The 15,465-nt window shown below is 56.7% G+C and carries 12 protein-coding genes; 6 read left to right on the top strand and 6 right to left on the bottom strand.

Translation table 11 applies throughout. From position 1 onward, the window contains the following. Window positions 1-118: 118 nt before the first annotated feature. The 3 genes from ahpF to GGR91_RS06620 form a co-directional block, all read right to left on the bottom strand. Complete coding sequence (gene ahpF / locus GGR91_RS06630) at window positions 119-1,669, bottom strand: alkyl hydroperoxide reductase subunit F (protein ID WP_183941230.1); 1,551 nt, start codon at window positions 1,667-1,669, stop codon at window positions 119-121. A 112-nt stretch (window positions 1,670-1,781) separates the two neighbouring features. Continuing rightward, window positions 1,782-2,345: an alkyl hydroperoxide reductase subunit C gene (ahpC, locus tag GGR91_RS06625; protein ID WP_183941228.1), complete on the bottom strand. Its 564-nt coding sequence runs from the start codon at window positions 2,343-2,345 to the stop codon at window positions 1,782-1,784. Window positions 2,346-2,493: 148 nt separating this feature from the next. Continuing rightward, window positions 2,494-3,816, bottom strand: coding sequence for an ABC1 kinase family protein (locus GGR91_RS06620; protein WP_183941226.1), 1,323 nt, complete (start codon window positions 3,814-3,816; stop codon window positions 2,494-2,496). A 223-nt stretch (window positions 3,817-4,039) separates the two neighbouring features. On the opposite strand from GGR91_RS06620, the gene GGR91_RS06615 reads away from it, so the two are divergent. Beyond that, the gene (locus tag GGR91_RS06615; RefSeq protein WP_183941224.1) at window positions 4,040-5,476 is read left to right on the top strand and encodes a S41 family peptidase; all 1,437 of its coding nucleotides are present in this window, start codon (window positions 4,040-4,042) and stop codon (window positions 5,474-5,476) included. A gap of 37 nt (window positions 5,477-5,513) precedes the next feature. Here the strand turns inward: GGR91_RS06615 and GGR91_RS06610 are convergent, their stop codons facing one another. Genes GGR91_RS06610 through cysD form a run of 3 tightly spaced genes read right to left on the bottom strand, consistent with a single transcriptional unit; the run spans window position 5,514 to window position 9,120 of the window. Then, window positions 5,514-6,266, bottom strand: a complete 753-nt coding sequence (locus GGR91_RS06610; RefSeq protein WP_183941222.1) for a 3'(2'),5'-bisphosphate nucleotidase CysQ — start codon at window positions 6,264-6,266, stop codon at window positions 5,514-5,516. Continuing rightward, entirely contained in the window at window positions 6,263-8,185 is a 1,923-nt protein-coding gene (gene cysN / locus GGR91_RS06605) for a sulfate adenylyltransferase subunit CysN (RefSeq protein ID WP_183941220.1), read from the bottom strand. Before cysN ends, GGR91_RS06610 begins: the two co-directional genes overlap by 4 nt. Beyond that, window positions 8,185-9,120, bottom strand: a complete 936-nt coding sequence (gene cysD / locus GGR91_RS06600) for a sulfate adenylyltransferase subunit CysD (RefSeq protein ID WP_407698403.1) — start codon at window positions 9,118-9,120, stop codon at window positions 8,185-8,187. The genes cysN and cysD overlap by 1 nt, the downstream gene beginning before the upstream one ends. Window positions 9,121-9,449: 329 nt before the next feature. Here cysD and GGR91_RS06595 point away from each other — a divergent pair, with 329 nt between their 5' ends. From GGR91_RS06595 to GGR91_RS06575, 5 genes are read left to right on the top strand one after another with little or no spacing between them, the layout of a single operon-like run. Next, window positions 9,450-10,604 carry an acyl-CoA dehydrogenase family protein gene (locus GGR91_RS06595; protein ID WP_183941216.1) on the top strand — a complete coding sequence of 385 codons (1,155 nt, stop codon included), beginning with the start codon at window positions 9,450-9,452 and terminating at the stop codon, window positions 10,602-10,604. A 3-nt stretch (window positions 10,605-10,607) separates the two neighbouring features. Then, window positions 10,608-11,810 (top strand): CoA transferase, encoded by a 1,203-nt coding sequence (locus GGR91_RS06590; protein ID WP_183941214.1) that lies wholly within the window; start codon window positions 10,608-10,610, stop codon window positions 11,808-11,810. Continuing rightward, window positions 11,807-13,021, top strand: coding sequence for an acetyl-CoA C-acetyltransferase (locus tag GGR91_RS06585; RefSeq protein ID WP_183941212.1), 1,215 nt, complete (start codon window positions 11,807-11,809; stop codon window positions 13,019-13,021). The genes GGR91_RS06590 and GGR91_RS06585 overlap by 4 nt, the downstream gene beginning before the upstream one ends. After that, the gene (locus GGR91_RS06580; RefSeq protein WP_183941210.1) at window positions 13,018-14,607 is read left to right on the top strand and encodes an acyl-CoA dehydrogenase family protein; all 1,590 of its coding nucleotides are present in this window, start codon (window positions 13,018-13,020) and stop codon (window positions 14,605-14,607) included. The genes GGR91_RS06585 and GGR91_RS06580 overlap by 4 nt, the downstream gene beginning before the upstream one ends. Continuing rightward, window positions 14,607-15,464 (top strand): FAS1-like dehydratase domain-containing protein, encoded by an 858-nt coding sequence (locus GGR91_RS06575; protein ID WP_183941208.1) that lies wholly within the window; start codon window positions 14,607-14,609, stop codon window positions 15,462-15,464. Before GGR91_RS06580 ends, GGR91_RS06575 begins: the two co-directional genes overlap by 1 nt. Window position 15,465 lies beyond the last annotated feature (1 nt).

Genomic DNA, 15,465 nt, shown 5'->3' with positions numbered 1-15,465 from the left:
TTGGCGGAACTTAACCGTTATTAACAGCAGATTTCGACGAAAGCACTTCTAAAGGCGAAACATTATCCTGCCGCAGCGAACCGAGAACGCCCGTTCCCGGCCCGCTGCGGCAGGACTATTAATGCCGGATGATGTGATCGAACGCAGACAGGCCTGCCTTTGTACCTTCGCCCATCGCGACGATAATTTGCTTGTACGGGACGGTCGTAACGTCGCCAGCAGCGAAAACGCCGGGGATATTCGTCGCGTTATGCGCATCGACTTCGATTTCCCCGCGCGGCGAAAGCTGCAGCGGTCCTTTTAACCACTCGGTGTTCGGAACCAGCCCGATTTGCACGAAGATGCCTTCAAGATCGATGCGATGGGACGCGCCGGTCAGGCGGTCGGTATAGACCAATGCCTCAACCTTTTCGCCGTCGCCTAACACTTCCGTGCTCAATGCCGACGTGATGATGTCGACATTGGGCAGGCTGCGCAGTTTGTTTTGCAGCACTGCATCCGCGCGCAGTTGCGAGTCAAATTCGACGAGCGTCACGTGGGAGACAATGCCTGCAAGGTCGATGGCCGCTTCAACGCCGGAGTTACCACCACCAATGACGGCGGTGCGCTTGCCCTTGTACAACGGACCATCGCAATGCGGACAATATGCCACGCCCTTGTTGCGATATTCTTCTTCACCGGGAACGCCCATTTGCCGCCAACGGGCACCTGTCGACAATATGATCGTCCGTGCCTTTAACGTTGCACCGCTCGCGAGCTTCACTTCATGCAAGCCGCCTTCGGCAGCGGGGATGAGCTCCGTCGCGGCCTGAAGGTTCATGATGTCGACGTCATATTCGCGGACATGCTGTTCCAATTGCGCCGCCAGTTTTGGCCCTTCGGTGTGCTGGATCGAAATGAAGTTCTCAATGCCCATCGTATCGAGCACCTGACCACCAAATCGTTCCGCAACAACGCCGGTGCGGATACCCTTGCGCGCCGCATAAATGGCTGCCGCCGCACCGGCTGGACCGCCGCCGACGACCAAGACTTCAAACGGTTCCTTGGCTGCGATCTTTTCCGCAGCGCGGGCAACGGTACCTGTGTCTAACTTGGCCATGATCTGCGCGAGGTCCATCCGGCCTTGGCCAAAGGGTTCACCATTCAGGTAAATGGCAGGGACGGCCATGACCTTGCGGGTTTCAACTTCGTCGCGGAACATGGCGCCATCGATTGCCACATGGCTGACGCCTGGATTGAGCGCGGCCATGATGTTGATGGCCTGAATGACGTCAGGGCAATTCTGGCACGACAGCGAAAAGAATGTTTCGAAGTGGAAGTCGCCTTCAAGCGCCTTCACGGAATCGAGTAACTCGGCTTCTTCCTTGGGCGGGTGGCCGCCCATGTGCAGAAGCGCGAGGACCAACGATGTGAATTCATGCCCCAATGGCAGGCCTGCAAAATGCGTTTCAGCAGTGCCGTCAGCGCGGCGGATAGCGAATGAAGGCACGCGATCCGCATGCCCATCAAAACGCGCGGTCAGCAGGGGCGATTGTTCGACGACGGTTTCAACCAAAGCGCGCATTTCCCCAGATTTAGGGCTATCGTCGAGGGTCGCGACGAGCTCAACAGGGGTGCGCAGGTTTGCCAGATACGTTTTCAACTGGGCAGTGGTAGCAGCATCAAGCATCTTGGGTCTCTTTCACGCAAGCACGTTCACGCCGCAACGGATGGCGGCTAAATTGGTCAAATATTGGGGGGGGGTGGGTGCCGCGCTAAAGAACGCGACACCCGAATATATATTAGATCTTGCCGACGAGGTCGATCGAAGGTGCAAGCGTTTCGCCGCCTTCTTCCCACTTCGCAGGGCAAACCTGACCGGGGTGCTCGCGCACATAGATCGCAGCCTTGATCTTGCGGACGAGTTCAACCGCGTTGCGGCCAACGCCTTCACAGGTGATTTCCATGACCTGGATGACGCCGTCTGGGTCAACTACGAAGGTCGCACGGTCAGCAAGGCCTTGGCCTTCGCGCAATACGCCGAAATTGTTGCTGATGACGTGGTTCTGGTCGCCAAGCATGTGGTAGTTGATCTTGCTGATCGCTGGCGAGCTGTCATGCCATGACTTGTGGCTGAAATGCGTGTCGGTCGACACTGCGAATACTTCAACGCCCATGGCTTGCAGGTCCGCATATTGGTCAGCAAGGTCTTCCAGCTCGGTTGGGCATACAAATGTCCAGTCAGCTGGGTAAAAGAAGAATACGCCCCACTTGCCCTTTACGTCGGCGTCGGAAACTTCAACGAACTTGCCAGCCTTGTACGACTGCGTTGTGAACGGCTTAATGCTTGAACCGATGATACCCATGTGAAATCCTTTCGATGGTGGTTTTTGAAATTCTGACGCTCCCCAACACGAATTCTGTTATTTAGTCCAGCAACCGTTTTTGCAATGACTAATCGTTTTTTCCGATAATTCGATATGTGGGGTCGCGGTGCAGTGTATCCGGGATGTATTACACATAACTATCCAACATGCTGCGCACATCAACACGGGCCTTTAACCGGCTTGCCAGCAAAAACACGCCGCCTAACTTGCGTTGCACAAATAGCATTTCGGACGGCGGGATGTGCCAGTTGCGGCGGTCGGCGGCTATATTCATGCCTTCGTCGCGCATGTCGCCCACGAACCCTGTTTGGCCGAAATCGAACGGGCCTTGCTGCTGCACCATGTTGATTGCCGTCGCGACAATGTTCCTGATCTCGCGGCTATTCAACTTTGCCGTCTGGGCGTTCATAAAGCCCATATCGATGACCGCCGCCAAAACGCCATCATGGTCACCGGCCAATCCCATCTGAAGCAGATGGCGATATTGGTCGACGACCGTTTTCGGTAATGGGCGGCTTGCCCCGAAATCGAGAAGCACGACTTTCCCAGTTGCCGGGTCGTAACGATAGTTGGCGAAATTTGGGTCGGTTTGCATGAGATTGAATTCAAACAGTTCGCGCAAGACTAGTTCAATCAGCAACGTCATGATCCGATCGCGTTCTTCCTGCGGCGCAGTCACTGTCGATTCTATTGCGACACTTTCAATGTACGACATGACCAGCACGTTTTTGCCGCTTAAGGCCGGATGCAGCGCCGGAACGGTGTACGCCGCGTTATCAGCCAAAAGCGCCCCGAACTGTGCCAGATAGTCGCCCTCGCGCACATAATCGGCTTCCTCATGCAACTGGCGCTTTGCCTCGACCAGCAATGGCGCGATGTCGAGTGTGCTCGGCAAGAGGTGCGACAGTTTCAACAGCGTAGCGACATTATCGACATCGCTATCAATGCTGCGCCGGACGCCGGGATATTGGATCTTGATTGCGACATCTTCATTGTCGAGGGTCAGCGCGCGGTGGACTTGCCCGATGGAGGCTGCCGCAATGGGGCGGTCGTCAAAGCGAATGAATTGTTCGCGCCAATTCCTGCCCCAATGCCCTGCGAGCACCGCGTTCAACTGGGCTGGCGGCATATGCTGCGCATCCGCACGTAGTCGCGCGAATATATCCGCAAGCTCGGGCGGAAGGAAATCGCCGGTGTCCATGGACACAAGCTGCCCCAATTTCATCGCCGCGCCGCGCATTTGTCCCAGTTGCAGGGTAACCTTTAATGCGTTTGCTGGTGTCAGAAGCAAATCGGCCACCGTCGGCCGCCGTCCAGATGCAAACTGCTTGGCACCATCAAGCAACATGCTTCCCGCAATGCCCGTCGCCATATTGCCAAAACGGGCGATACGCGAAAGCCGCCCGCTGGGTACACGCAGTCCTTTGGACCGAAATTCTTCAGGTGGCATGGGTGAGGGTCTCGATGAAGTAAGACTTCAATATGAGGGGCGTGACGAATTAGACAAGGCAAGCGACCCAAATTATCTCTTGGCCCAATGAATAGGCCGACCAAGAATGACGTTTGAAAATTTTACATGAAGTTGCGTTATTATGCGAAATCCACCTTGCCGACGGCCGCCTTCCCGTGCACCTGTTACTGCATAAACCGACCTGAGGGGGAGATAGACTGGCATGAAAAACGGCGCGTTGAAGAACGTCATTGTCATCTTGGCGGCGGCCCTAACGGCATGCGGTGGCGGCGGTAGCAGTTCCGGCGGTGGAACCGTCACAGTTCCGCCGACGCCCCCCACGTCACCGCCCACATCATCGGCGTGCAGTCTGAGCAGCCGGCAAGATTTTGCCTTTTCGGTTTTGAATGAATGGTATTTGTTTCCAGAAACCCTTCCGGGGTCATTAGCGACGGCACCTTATACGTCTGTGCAATCCTATATTGATGCGCTCACCGCCAATGCGCGTGCGCAGGGACGTGATCGGTACTTTACCTATGTGACGTCCATTCAGGAAGAGAATGCCTATTACGCATCGGGTTCGACTGCCGGTCTTGGCGTACGTTTCGCGTTTCAGGGCAACCGCGTTTTCGTTATTGAAGCGTTTGAAGGTGCACCCGCGCTTGCTGCGGGCATTGATCGCGGAACCGAAGTTCTGGCGATTGGAACCGATGCCGCAAATCTTACGCCCGTCGCTGATATCATCACCGCGCAGGGTACAAGCGGGATCACGAGCGCGCTGGGACCAAGCACGGCTGGTACAAGCCGGGTATTGCGCATTACCGACGCCGGCGGCACGCGGAATGTGACGGTGGCGAAGGCCGACTATAATATCGCGCCATTGTCGCCGCGCTATGGCGTGAAAGTGATCGACAATGGTGGTCAGCGCGTTGGCTACATCAATATGCGCACGTTTATTTCCACGGCAGATAATCAGTTGCGAACCGCGTTTGCCGATTTCCGGGCTCAGGGGATCACCAATTTTGTTATCGATTTCCGGTACAATGGCGGCGGGCTGGTTTCGACGGCTGAATTGATGGGCGACCTGATGGCTGGCAACCGCTTGCCCAGCGACATCTTTACGGTCACGCGTTTTCGCGCGTCAAAATCATCCAACAACGAAACCCGTCGCTTTGCGCCACAAACCCAGTCGGTTTCGCCCATTAAAATTGCCTTTATCGCAACCGGTGCCACCGCTTCGGCCAGCGAGTTGGTGATGAACAGTTTTGGGCCCTATTTGGGCGTGAATGCCGCACTGATTGGCAGCAACAGCTATGGCAAACCCGTCGGACAAATCGCGCTGGACCAGTCCGCATGCGATGACCGAATTCGCGTTGTTGCCTTTGCCAAAGAAAATGCAGCCGGACAGGGCGACTATTATTCGGGACTGGCGGGCACAATGCGCGCGACATGCGCAGCAGCGGACGACATTAGCCGGCCCTTGGGCGATCCGCTTGAGGCATCATTGCGCACAGCGTTGGACTTTATTGCTGGCCGCAGTTGCACGCCGGTGGTCGTTGCCCAAACCGCGCAAGGCGTCTCCACGCGCACCGAACGCCGGGTCCTTCCTGCGCCAGTAGATGCGCGCGCCGCCCAACGCGACGTGCCAGGTTTGTTTTGAAGATTCCGAACGGCAATAAAGACGTCAGCGCGCCGGGTCAGTTCTTTTCCGCTGATAACTGCACCAGTGCCAACACGTGCGCAGCATGTTCTTTGCGGCAAATGAGCAGGTCGGGCATGTACACATCACGCTGGTTATAGACCAACGGACTGCCGTCAACGCGGCTAACGTGCAAGCCATAGGCAGCCGCGACCGCAACGGGTGCGCAGCTATCCCATTCATATTGCCCGCCGGTGTGCAGATAGATATCGGCCTCGCCGCGGACCACGGCCATCGCTTTGGCCCCCGCAGACCCCATGGGGATGAGCTCAGCGCCCAATGCTTCGGCCACGGCGACAGCCTCGGGTGCCGGGCGCGTCCGGCTGACCACCATGCGGAGTTTTACAGGGGCAGGGGGGATGATGGCTGGCTGATCCGTGCGCAGAACCAAATCCAAAGCCGGAAGCGCAACGGCGCCAATGACGGGCGCACCGTCGATGGCCAGCGCGACATGGACCGCCCAATCGGACCGGCCTTCGCTATATTCGCGTGTTCCATCGACTGGATCGATAATCCACACGCGCGATTTTGAAAGGCGGGCGTCGGTGTCTTTGCTTTCTTCCGACAAAAGACCGTCATCAGGGCGTTGTTCGGCAAGCGCACGGATCAGGAACTGGTTGGCGGTTTGATCGCCCGCGTTGCCCAATTCCTTCGCGACCAACCCACTGGTATCACGCATTTCGAGAACCAGCGCGCCTGCGGCCTTTGCCAAATATGCGGCAAGCTCTGTATCGTCAGCGATGATCGTCATTTGAGCGGCATCAACTGGCGCACGATATATTCGGCTGCCTCGGCCGGGCTCATCTCGACGGTGTTCACGCGAATGTCGGGATGTTCGGGCGGTTCATAGGGGCTGTCGATACCGGTGAAGTTTTTAAGTTGGCCGGCGCGCGCCTTTTTATACAAGCCCTTCACATCGCGCGCTTCGGCGACCTCCAATGGCGTATCAACGAAGATTTCGACAAATTCGCCCTCGGGTAACATCGCCCGCACCATGTCGCGTTCGGCGCGGAATGGTGAAATGAACGCGGTCAGGACAATCAGCCCCGCATCCGCCATCAATTTGGCGACTTCGCCGACGCGGCGGATATTCTCGATCCGGTCGGTTTCCGTGAAGCCCAAATCCTTGTTCAAACCGTGCCGGACATTGTCACCGTCAAGCAGGAATGTGTGCCGGTTCATTAGGTGAAGCGCCTTTTCCACCTCGTTAGCGATGGTCGATTTTCCAGAACCCGACAGGCCGGTGAACCACAAAATCCTCGGCTTTTGGTTCTTCAACATGGCGTGCGCGTCACGACCAATGTCGGTCGCCTGCCAATGGACATTTTGTGCGCGGCGCAGCGAAAAGTGCAACATTCCAGCAGCAACGGTCGCGTTGCTTATCTTGTCGATCAGGATGAAGCCGCCGAGTGCGTGGTTTTCCGCATAAGGCGCGAACACAATGGGCTTGTCGGTCGAAATTTCCGCAACGCCGATCGCGTTAAGCTCCAGCGTTTTGGCCGCCATATGCTCCATGCTGTTCACGTTGACGGTATATTTCGGCGCTTGCACAGTCGCAGAAACCATCTGCGTGCCAAGTTTCAACCAATAAGAACGGCCAGGGACAAGCGCGTCATCCGCCATCCACACAATAGTGCTTTCGAACTGGTCGGCTACCTCTGGCGGATTGTCAGCAGCGGCGATAACATCACCGCGCGAACAATCGATTTCGTCATTAAAGCATAAGGTGACCGATTGGCCGGCCACGGCTTCCTGAAGCTCGCCATCAAGTGTTACGATTTTTTTGATGGTGGTTGTCTTGCCCGATGGCAAAACACGAATGGCGTCGCCCGGATGGACCGTCCCTGTCGCAATTTGGCCGGAAAAGCCGCGGAAATCGAGATTTGGCCGATTGACCCATTGGACAGCCATGCGCAGAGGCTTGGCCTGATCAGCATCATTATCGAGTGCAACGGTTTCCAGATGGGCCATTAGCGGTAGGCCATTGTACCAAGGGGTATTTGGCGAGATTTCCGTGATGTTGTCGCCCTTGAAACCCGAAATGGGCATCGGCGTGAAATCGCTGATGCCGATACTGGCGGCAAATTCGGTATATTCGGCAACGATGGCGTCATATTTTGCCTGATCATAGTCGATCAGGTCCATCTTGTTCACCGCGAGCACGATATTACGAATACCCAGCAGCTTCGCAAGATAGCTATGCCGGCGTGTCTGCACGAGGACGCCCTTGCGCGCATCAATGAGGATAACCGCGAGGTCCGCCGTCGATGCTCCAGTGACCATATTGCGGGTAAATTGTTCATGCCCCGGGCAATCGGCGACGATGAATTTGCGTTTCTCTGTGGCGAAGAAGCGATAGGCGACGTCAATCGTGATGCCCTGTTCGCGTTCGGCGGCCAGCCCATCCACGAGCAGCGCAAAGTCAATGTCCTGACCTTGGGTGCCCATGCGCTTGGAATCGGACTCAAGCGTCGCTAGTTGATCTTCAAAGATCATTTTTGAATCGTACAGCAGCCGACCGATAAGTGTGGACTTGCCATCGTCAACCGAACCGCAGGTGATAAAGCGCAGCAGCGATTTATGTTGATGCACATCCAAATAGGCATCAATATCCGACGCAATCAGTTCATCGGCTTTATAAATGACCGGGTTGTCTAAGGAAGCAGTCATTAGAAATATCCTTCCTGCTTCTTCTTTTCCATGCTTGCGGCCTGATCATGGTCAATCGCCCGACCTTGGCGTTCGGAGGTGGTGGTCAGCAACATTTCTTGAATGACTTCGGGCAATGTGGATGCCGTGCTTTCGACCGCACCCGTCAGCGGGTAGCAGCCCAGCGTTCGGAACCGGATGGACCGTTCCACGGGCACTTCGTCATCCTGCAATGGAAAGCGTTCGTCATCAACCATCAACAGCATGCCATCGCGTGTTACCGTGGGACGCGGCGCGCTGAAATAAAGCGGTACAATCTCGATATTTTCGAGATGGATATATTGCCAGATGTCCAGCTCCGTCCAGTTTGAGATGGGAAATACCCGGATGCTTTCGGACTTCGCCTTGCGGGCATTGTACAGATTCCAGAGTTCCGGGCGCTGGTTCTTGGGGTCCCAACCATGCGTCGCTGTCCGGAATGAAAAGATACGCTCCTTGGCACGGCTTTTCTCTTCATCGCGGCGCGCACCACCGAATGCGACATCAAAACCATATGTGTCGAGCGCTTGCTTCAGGCCCTCTGTCTTCCACATATCGGTGTGCAGCGATCCATGATCGAATGGATTGATCCCGCGCGCAATCGCTTCGGGATTTTGGTGAACGATTAACTCCATGCCCGCATCGCGCGCGGCCTTTTCGCGCAGCGCATACATGTCTTTGAACTTCCACGTCGTGTCGACATGCAGCAATGGGAATGGCGGCGGCGAGGGGTAGAATGCCTTGCGCGCCAGATGCAGCATAACGGCGCTGTCTTTTCCGACGCTATACAGCATGACGGGCTTTTCCGCTTCGGCCACAACCTCGCGCATGATGTGGATCGCCTCAGCCTCAAGGCGCTCAAGATGGGTCAGCGTTTTCGTCATAGTCTGGTCACTTCCTGCAGACGCTACTGTCAGAACTGGACGCCGCGCGCAAACAAGACATTCTTGCACGCTCGATTATCTCTGTTTCAAGATATATTTAGCAAGTCACAAGAGCTTTTCCTATGCGCAGATTGTGATGTTCCGATTGTGCGCAGCTTACCGACGATTATTGGCTGGCGCGCCACGGCGAAGCTGCGTTCTCAGCGGATTTTTATACATCAAAGGGATGAAAAAGCCGCATTTCAGTCGACAAGCGTTGAACGCAATGTCACGGTTTTGTCGAACGGGTACTTTTGAATTTCAAAAACTAACAGTAATCCATGACGAAGCGCAAATTTTGCATGGGAGCGGAGAGGAACATAATGGATAACGACATTTTCGAACAATTCACGGAACAGCTGCGACGCTATATTCGTGAAAGGTTAATTCCGGCGGAAAAGGAAGTGCTCGAAACGGAAATGATCCCTGAAGCGATCATGGCCGAAATGCGCGACCTCGGATTGTTCGGGTTGACGGTTCCGGAGGAATATGGCGGCGCTGGAATGAATATTCAGCAATATATCCGCACCATGCGTGAATTCAGCTATGCGGCACCATGCTTTCGTTCGGTCACGTCCATCAATGTCGGGATGGTGTGTTCCGCGTTCAAAAATGGCGGGACGGATGCGCAAAAGGCGGAATGGCTGCCGCGTTTGGCGGCTGGCGAAATTGCGTCCTTTGGTCTGACAGAACCAGGGTCCGGATCCGACTCCGCGGCGATGCAAACCACAGCGGTGAAGTCAGGCAATGGCTGGGTGCTGAACGGTACAAAACGGTACATCACCAATGCGCCATTCGCGAATGTCGCGTTGATCATGGCGCGGACAAGCAAGGAAGCCTTGCCGAAAAACGCGCATGTCTCGGCCTTTATCGTTCCGATGGACACGGCGGGTATCACCGTTGGTAAGTCCGACAAGAAAATGGGGCAGTCCGGCAGCCATATCGCCGATATCATCATGGAAGATGTGAAGCTGCCTGCCGACGCCATATTGGGTGGTGAAGAGGGCAAGGGCTTTGCCTTTGCTATGAAGAGCCTCGACAACGGACGCATGTCGGTCGGTGCGGCGGCGACGGGCTATGCGCGGCGTGCGCTCGACAGCGCGCTGCGTTACGCCAATGAGCGCAAGGCATTTGGCGAACCGATTGCCAATTTCCAGCTTATCCAACAAATGCTGGCGGACAGTGAAATCGAGATTTACGCCGCAGAATGCATGTTGGATGACGCGGCCCGCCGCGCCGATGCCGGTGAAAATGTGCTGCGCAAAGCCGCGGCGGCCAAGGTGTTTGCATCCGAAATGTGCGGCCGCGTGGTTGACCGCGTGGTTCAGATTTACGGTGGTGCCGGTTATCTCGCAGAATATGATGCGGAACGTTTCTATCGTGACGCACGCATTTACCGGATTTATGAAGGCACAACGCAGATCCTGCAGCTTCAAATTGCCAAACATATGCTGCGTGAATGGGCGGCTCAGGCCTGATGCATGTATAATTTGCTGGATGGTCTAAAGATTATCGAGGCGTCGTCCTTTGTGGCGTCGCCGACAGCTGGCCTATATTGCGCGCAATTCGGGGCGGAGGTGATCCGTGTCGATCAGATTGGCGGCGGCCCGGATTACCATCGCTGGCCAGTGACGGAGGCGGATGACTCGCTGTATTGGGAAAATCTAAACCGCGCCAAAAAATCGGTCGCACTTGATCTATCCAGCCCGCAGGGGCGCGAGTTGTTGCAGGAACTGGTGCGGGCCACCGGTCAGTTCATAACCAATTTCCCCGCCGAAGGTTTTCTGTCGCACGCAAAATTGGCTGAAGGACGCGCCGATCTTGTAACCGTGCGGGTCATGGGCTGGGCGGACGGGGCGCCTGCGCTGGATTACACGGTGAATAATGCGGTTGGCTATCCCATGATGACTGGGGCTGGCCCCGAACCCGTCAATCATGTGTTGCCCGCTTGGGATGTCATCAGCGGCGCTTATGCGGCGTTCGCTATGCTGGCTGCCATTCGTAGGCGCGAACAGACGGGCGAGGGCAGTGAGGTGCGCATTCCCCTGTCGGACGTCGCCATTGGCACCGTTGCCAATCTGGGCAGTCTAGCAGAAGTGTTGCACAATAATGCCAATCGTCCTCGGCTCGGCAACGCGGTCTATGGACTGTTCGGCCGCGATTTTGTGACCAAAGACAATGTGCGCACGATGGTGGTCGTTGTCACCCACCGGCAATGGGCGAACCTTATTGGTGCGCTTGGTTTGAAGGCGCAGGTGGAGGCGATAGAGGCGGAGCGCGGAGTGAGCTTCGCCAACGACGATGGACTTCGCTTTCAGCACCGCGATGCGCTTTATCCGTTATTTGAAAGGGCAATTGGTTCGCTCGATCACGCGGTGATGGCTGCAACGCTGGATGAGGCCGGAATTGTGCATTCGGCCTATCGAACGATGTTGGATGCTGCACATGATCCACGCTTGGTCGGTAATAATCCGATGTTTAGCGACTTTGACGCAAACCCGTCGGGCTTCAATTATCCCGCTGCCGGTGCTTTTGCCACTATTCCCCAATTGCCGCGTGGCGACTCAAAGGCAGCGCCGCGCAATGGGGCGCATAGCGAGGAAATATTGAGTGCTTCGCTCGGCCTATCCTCGGGCGAAATCGCCCATCTCATCGACTCTGGAATAGTAGGAATTGCCAAATGAATAAGCTTCGCCGTGCCGCAATCGTCGCGCCCATCCGCACACCCGTTGGCAAGTTCGGCGGTGCGCTTTCGTCCTTAAACGCGGGCGAGCTGGGTGGCATCATATTGAAAGCACTTGTCGAGCGGACGAAGATTGACCCGTCCCGCGTGGACGATGTTGTGTTCGCGCAAGGATATGGCAGCGGTGAGGCGCCGTGTATCGGGCATTGGTCATGGCTGGCCGCTGGCTTGCCGATTGAAGTGCCAGGTTACCAGATCGACCGTCGTTGCGGTTCCGGGCTTCAGGCGATCGTGAATGCCGCGATGATGGTCCAAACAGGGGTGAGCGACATGGTGGTCGCAGGCGGATGTGAAAGCATGTCCAACGTCGAACATTACACCACCGACATCCGCAAAGGTGTTCGGGCGGGTAATCTGACCTTGCATGACCGGTTGACCCGCGGACGCGTTATGAGCCAGCCCGTTGAACGCTTTGGCGTGATTTCGGGGATGATCGAAACCGCCGAAAATCTGGCCAAAGACCATGATATCAGCCGCGAAGCTTGTGACGCCTATGCGGCCCGATCGCACCAGCGCGCGGCGGCGGCATGGGCAAATGGTCTGTTTGACGATGAATTGGTGCCCGTCAGCATCGCGCAACGGAAAGGCGACGCAATAGTCTTTGATCATGATGAAGGCTACCGCGCCGACGCAACGCCTGAGACAATGGCCGCGTTACGCCCGCTCGAAGGCGGCGTGGTCACTGCGGGCAATGCCAGCCAACAAAATGACGCTGCAGCCGCATGCCTTGTCGTTGCAGAGGACAAGCTTGAAGAGCTTGGTTTGGAACCCATAGCCTATTTCCACAGCTGGGCCGCAGCGGGTTGCGAGCCATCACGCATGGGCTTTGGTCCTGTTCCCGCGACAGAGCGGCTCTTTGCGCGCAATGGCCTTTCTTGGGACGACATCGGTTTGATTGAATTGAACGAGGCGTTTGCGCCGCAGGTTCTCGCCTGTCTCAAAGGATGGGGCTGGTCGGATGATGACAGCCGCCATGACATGCTTAACGTCAATGGATCGGGCATATCGCTTGGCCACCCAATCGGCGCAACCGGTGGCCGTATATTGGCGAACCTGACGCGTGAAATGCAGCGGCGTGATGTGCGTTATGGTCTGGAAACAATGTGCATTGGCGGTGGTCAGGGCATAGCGGCGGTGTTTGAGCGCGCATGAGTTTTGCGGCCGCTCTCGAAGCTGCTGAGGGCTACCGCGATGCGGCGAAGGCGGCGCTTGCCGACCGGGTAAAAGAGCGGTCGATGGACGCCGACCAACGAGCGGCCCACGGCTTTTCGTGGATTGGGACAAGCGTGGCTGCGCTTGCGGCAGTGGCGGATTGGCTTCGCCTGCATGATGGCGGAACCGACCTTGATCGAAACATTGCGACGCTGATTTTTGCCGAAACGCTTGGGCAATTGACCGGCGGATTACCGATGGGACAGAATGAAATATTCCGTCCCGTTGATCTTGGCATGTCGCAACAGGCGGCACTGTTGGCCGCACGTTGCGAAGATCTATTGGGTGCAGATCATGCCGCGGTCCGCGCCGATGTGGCGCAGGCGCTGGCGTCAGGTGCGATGCCGAGCGAAAGCCTTCACGACGCAGAGCTTGACGCCATTCGCGATCAATATCGCCGCTTTACCAACAGCGAGATTTTGCCGCACGCGCATCAATGGCATTTGGCCAATGATTTGATCCCCGATGACACGATTTCGGCAATGGCCGCGCTTGGCACGTTCGGCGTGTGTATTCCTGCCGAATATGGCGGCCTTGGTTTGTCCAAGCTGGTCATGTGTGTGATAACCGAAGAGCTGTCGCGCGGCTGGATCGGCGCGGGGTCGCTGAGCACACGGTCTGAAATCGCCGGTGAATTGATTTCCATGGGCGGCACAGAGGCGCAAAAGGCGCATTGGCTGCCGAAAATCGCGAGCGGAGAAGCCTTGCCGACGGCCGTGTTTACCGAACCCGACACAGGGTCTGATCTCGGCGCGCTGCAAACCCGCGCGCAACGGACCGCTGATGGATGGACGATCAATGGAGCCAAAACATGGATTACGCATGGCAGCCGTTCCGATCTGATGACGATGCTGGTGCGCACTTTGCCCGACGCGAAAGGCTATGCGGGGCTGTCGATGTTGCTCGTCCCCAAGCCGCGCGGAACGGATAGCGACCCGTTTCCGGCGACGGGCATGTCCGGCAGTGAGATTGAAGTGCTGGGCTATCGCGGCATGCGCGAATATGCCTTGCAATTTGATGGCATGCTTGCCCCTGATGACGCTTTGTTGGGCGGCGAAGAGGGGCAGGGCTTTAAGCAGTTGATGCGTACCTTTGAAGGCGCACGTATCCAGACCGCAGCGCGCGCCGTGGGTGTTGCCAAACGCGCGTTGGAGCTGGGTCTCGACTATGCCGTCAACCGCAAACAGTTTGGCAAGGCGATCATACACTTTCCCCGCGTTGCGGATAAATTGGCCATGAGCGTGGCCGATTTCGTGATGACCCGTGAACTGACCTATGCTGCTGCCCGCGCCAAGGATTCGGCCAAACGCTGCGATATTGAGGCGGGCATGGCGAAGTTGCTGGCGGCCCGCGCGGCGTGGAGCAATGCCGACGCGAGCTTACAAATTCATGGCGGCAACGGCTATGCGTTGGAATATGAAATCAGCCGCATTTTATGTGATGCGCGGATATTGAATATCTTTGAAGGTGCCGCAGAAATTCAGGCGCAGGTGATCGCCAAAGGCCTGATGGGAGGCGTAAACTAATGGGGGCATGGGATGCTTGGATTGGTCGCGAGGAGGTGCGGACAGACAGGGTGGATGCGGGACTGGTTTCGCGCTGGCTTGCAACCTTTGACCGGGATGCGCCGAGCGATGGCAATGTGCCGCAGGGTTTGCACTGGTGCCTATGTCTGCCGGACGCACCAACCGCAAAGCTGGGGCCTGATGGGCATCCCTTGCGCGATGATGGCTTAGCAAGCTTCCTACCCCCCGTGCCGCTGCCGCGCCGTATGTGGGCCTCAAGCAAAGTCGCGTTTCTGCAGCCATTGCATGTTGGTGCGGTCGTCACGCGGACGTCGCGCATATTGTCGATATCCGAAAAGTCCGGCAATTCCGGGCAATTGGTATTTGTCGATGTCGCGCATGAAACGTCCAGTGAAAACGGACTGGCCGTGCGCGAGGTTCAAAGCATCGTGTATCGCGCGGCCGCGGGGTTAGAAACGCCGCTATCACCACCCGTGGAAAGCGCGCGCAGCTTTGATGCCAATGGTTGGGACGCTCAGCGCGTTGTTGTCCCAAGCGAGCCGTTGCTTTTTCGCTATTCCGCGCTCACGTTCAACAGCCACCGGATCCACTATGACTTGCCATATGCGCGCGATGAAGAACGCTATCGCGGGTTGGTGGTCCATGGTCCGTTGACCGCGAGTTTGCTGCTGGACCTCGCCCGCCGGGCGTTGGGGGACAACGCATTGGCCAGTTTCGCATTCCGGGGTCTATCTCCAGCAATCTGTGGAGAGGCCTTGCATCTGGTGATGCGGGGATCAGGCAACGAGATTGAACTGGCCGCCTTTGCAGGCGACGGACGACAGATCATGGCAGCTTCGGCGCAAGGACATATTTGAC

It is taken from the genome of Sphingorhabdus rigui (assembly GCF_014196595.1).
Lineage (GTDB): Bacteria > Pseudomonadota > Alphaproteobacteria > Sphingomonadales > Sphingomonadaceae > Sphingorhabdus_B > Sphingorhabdus_B rigui.
This window is presented reverse-complemented; position numbering and strand designations above follow the sequence as displayed.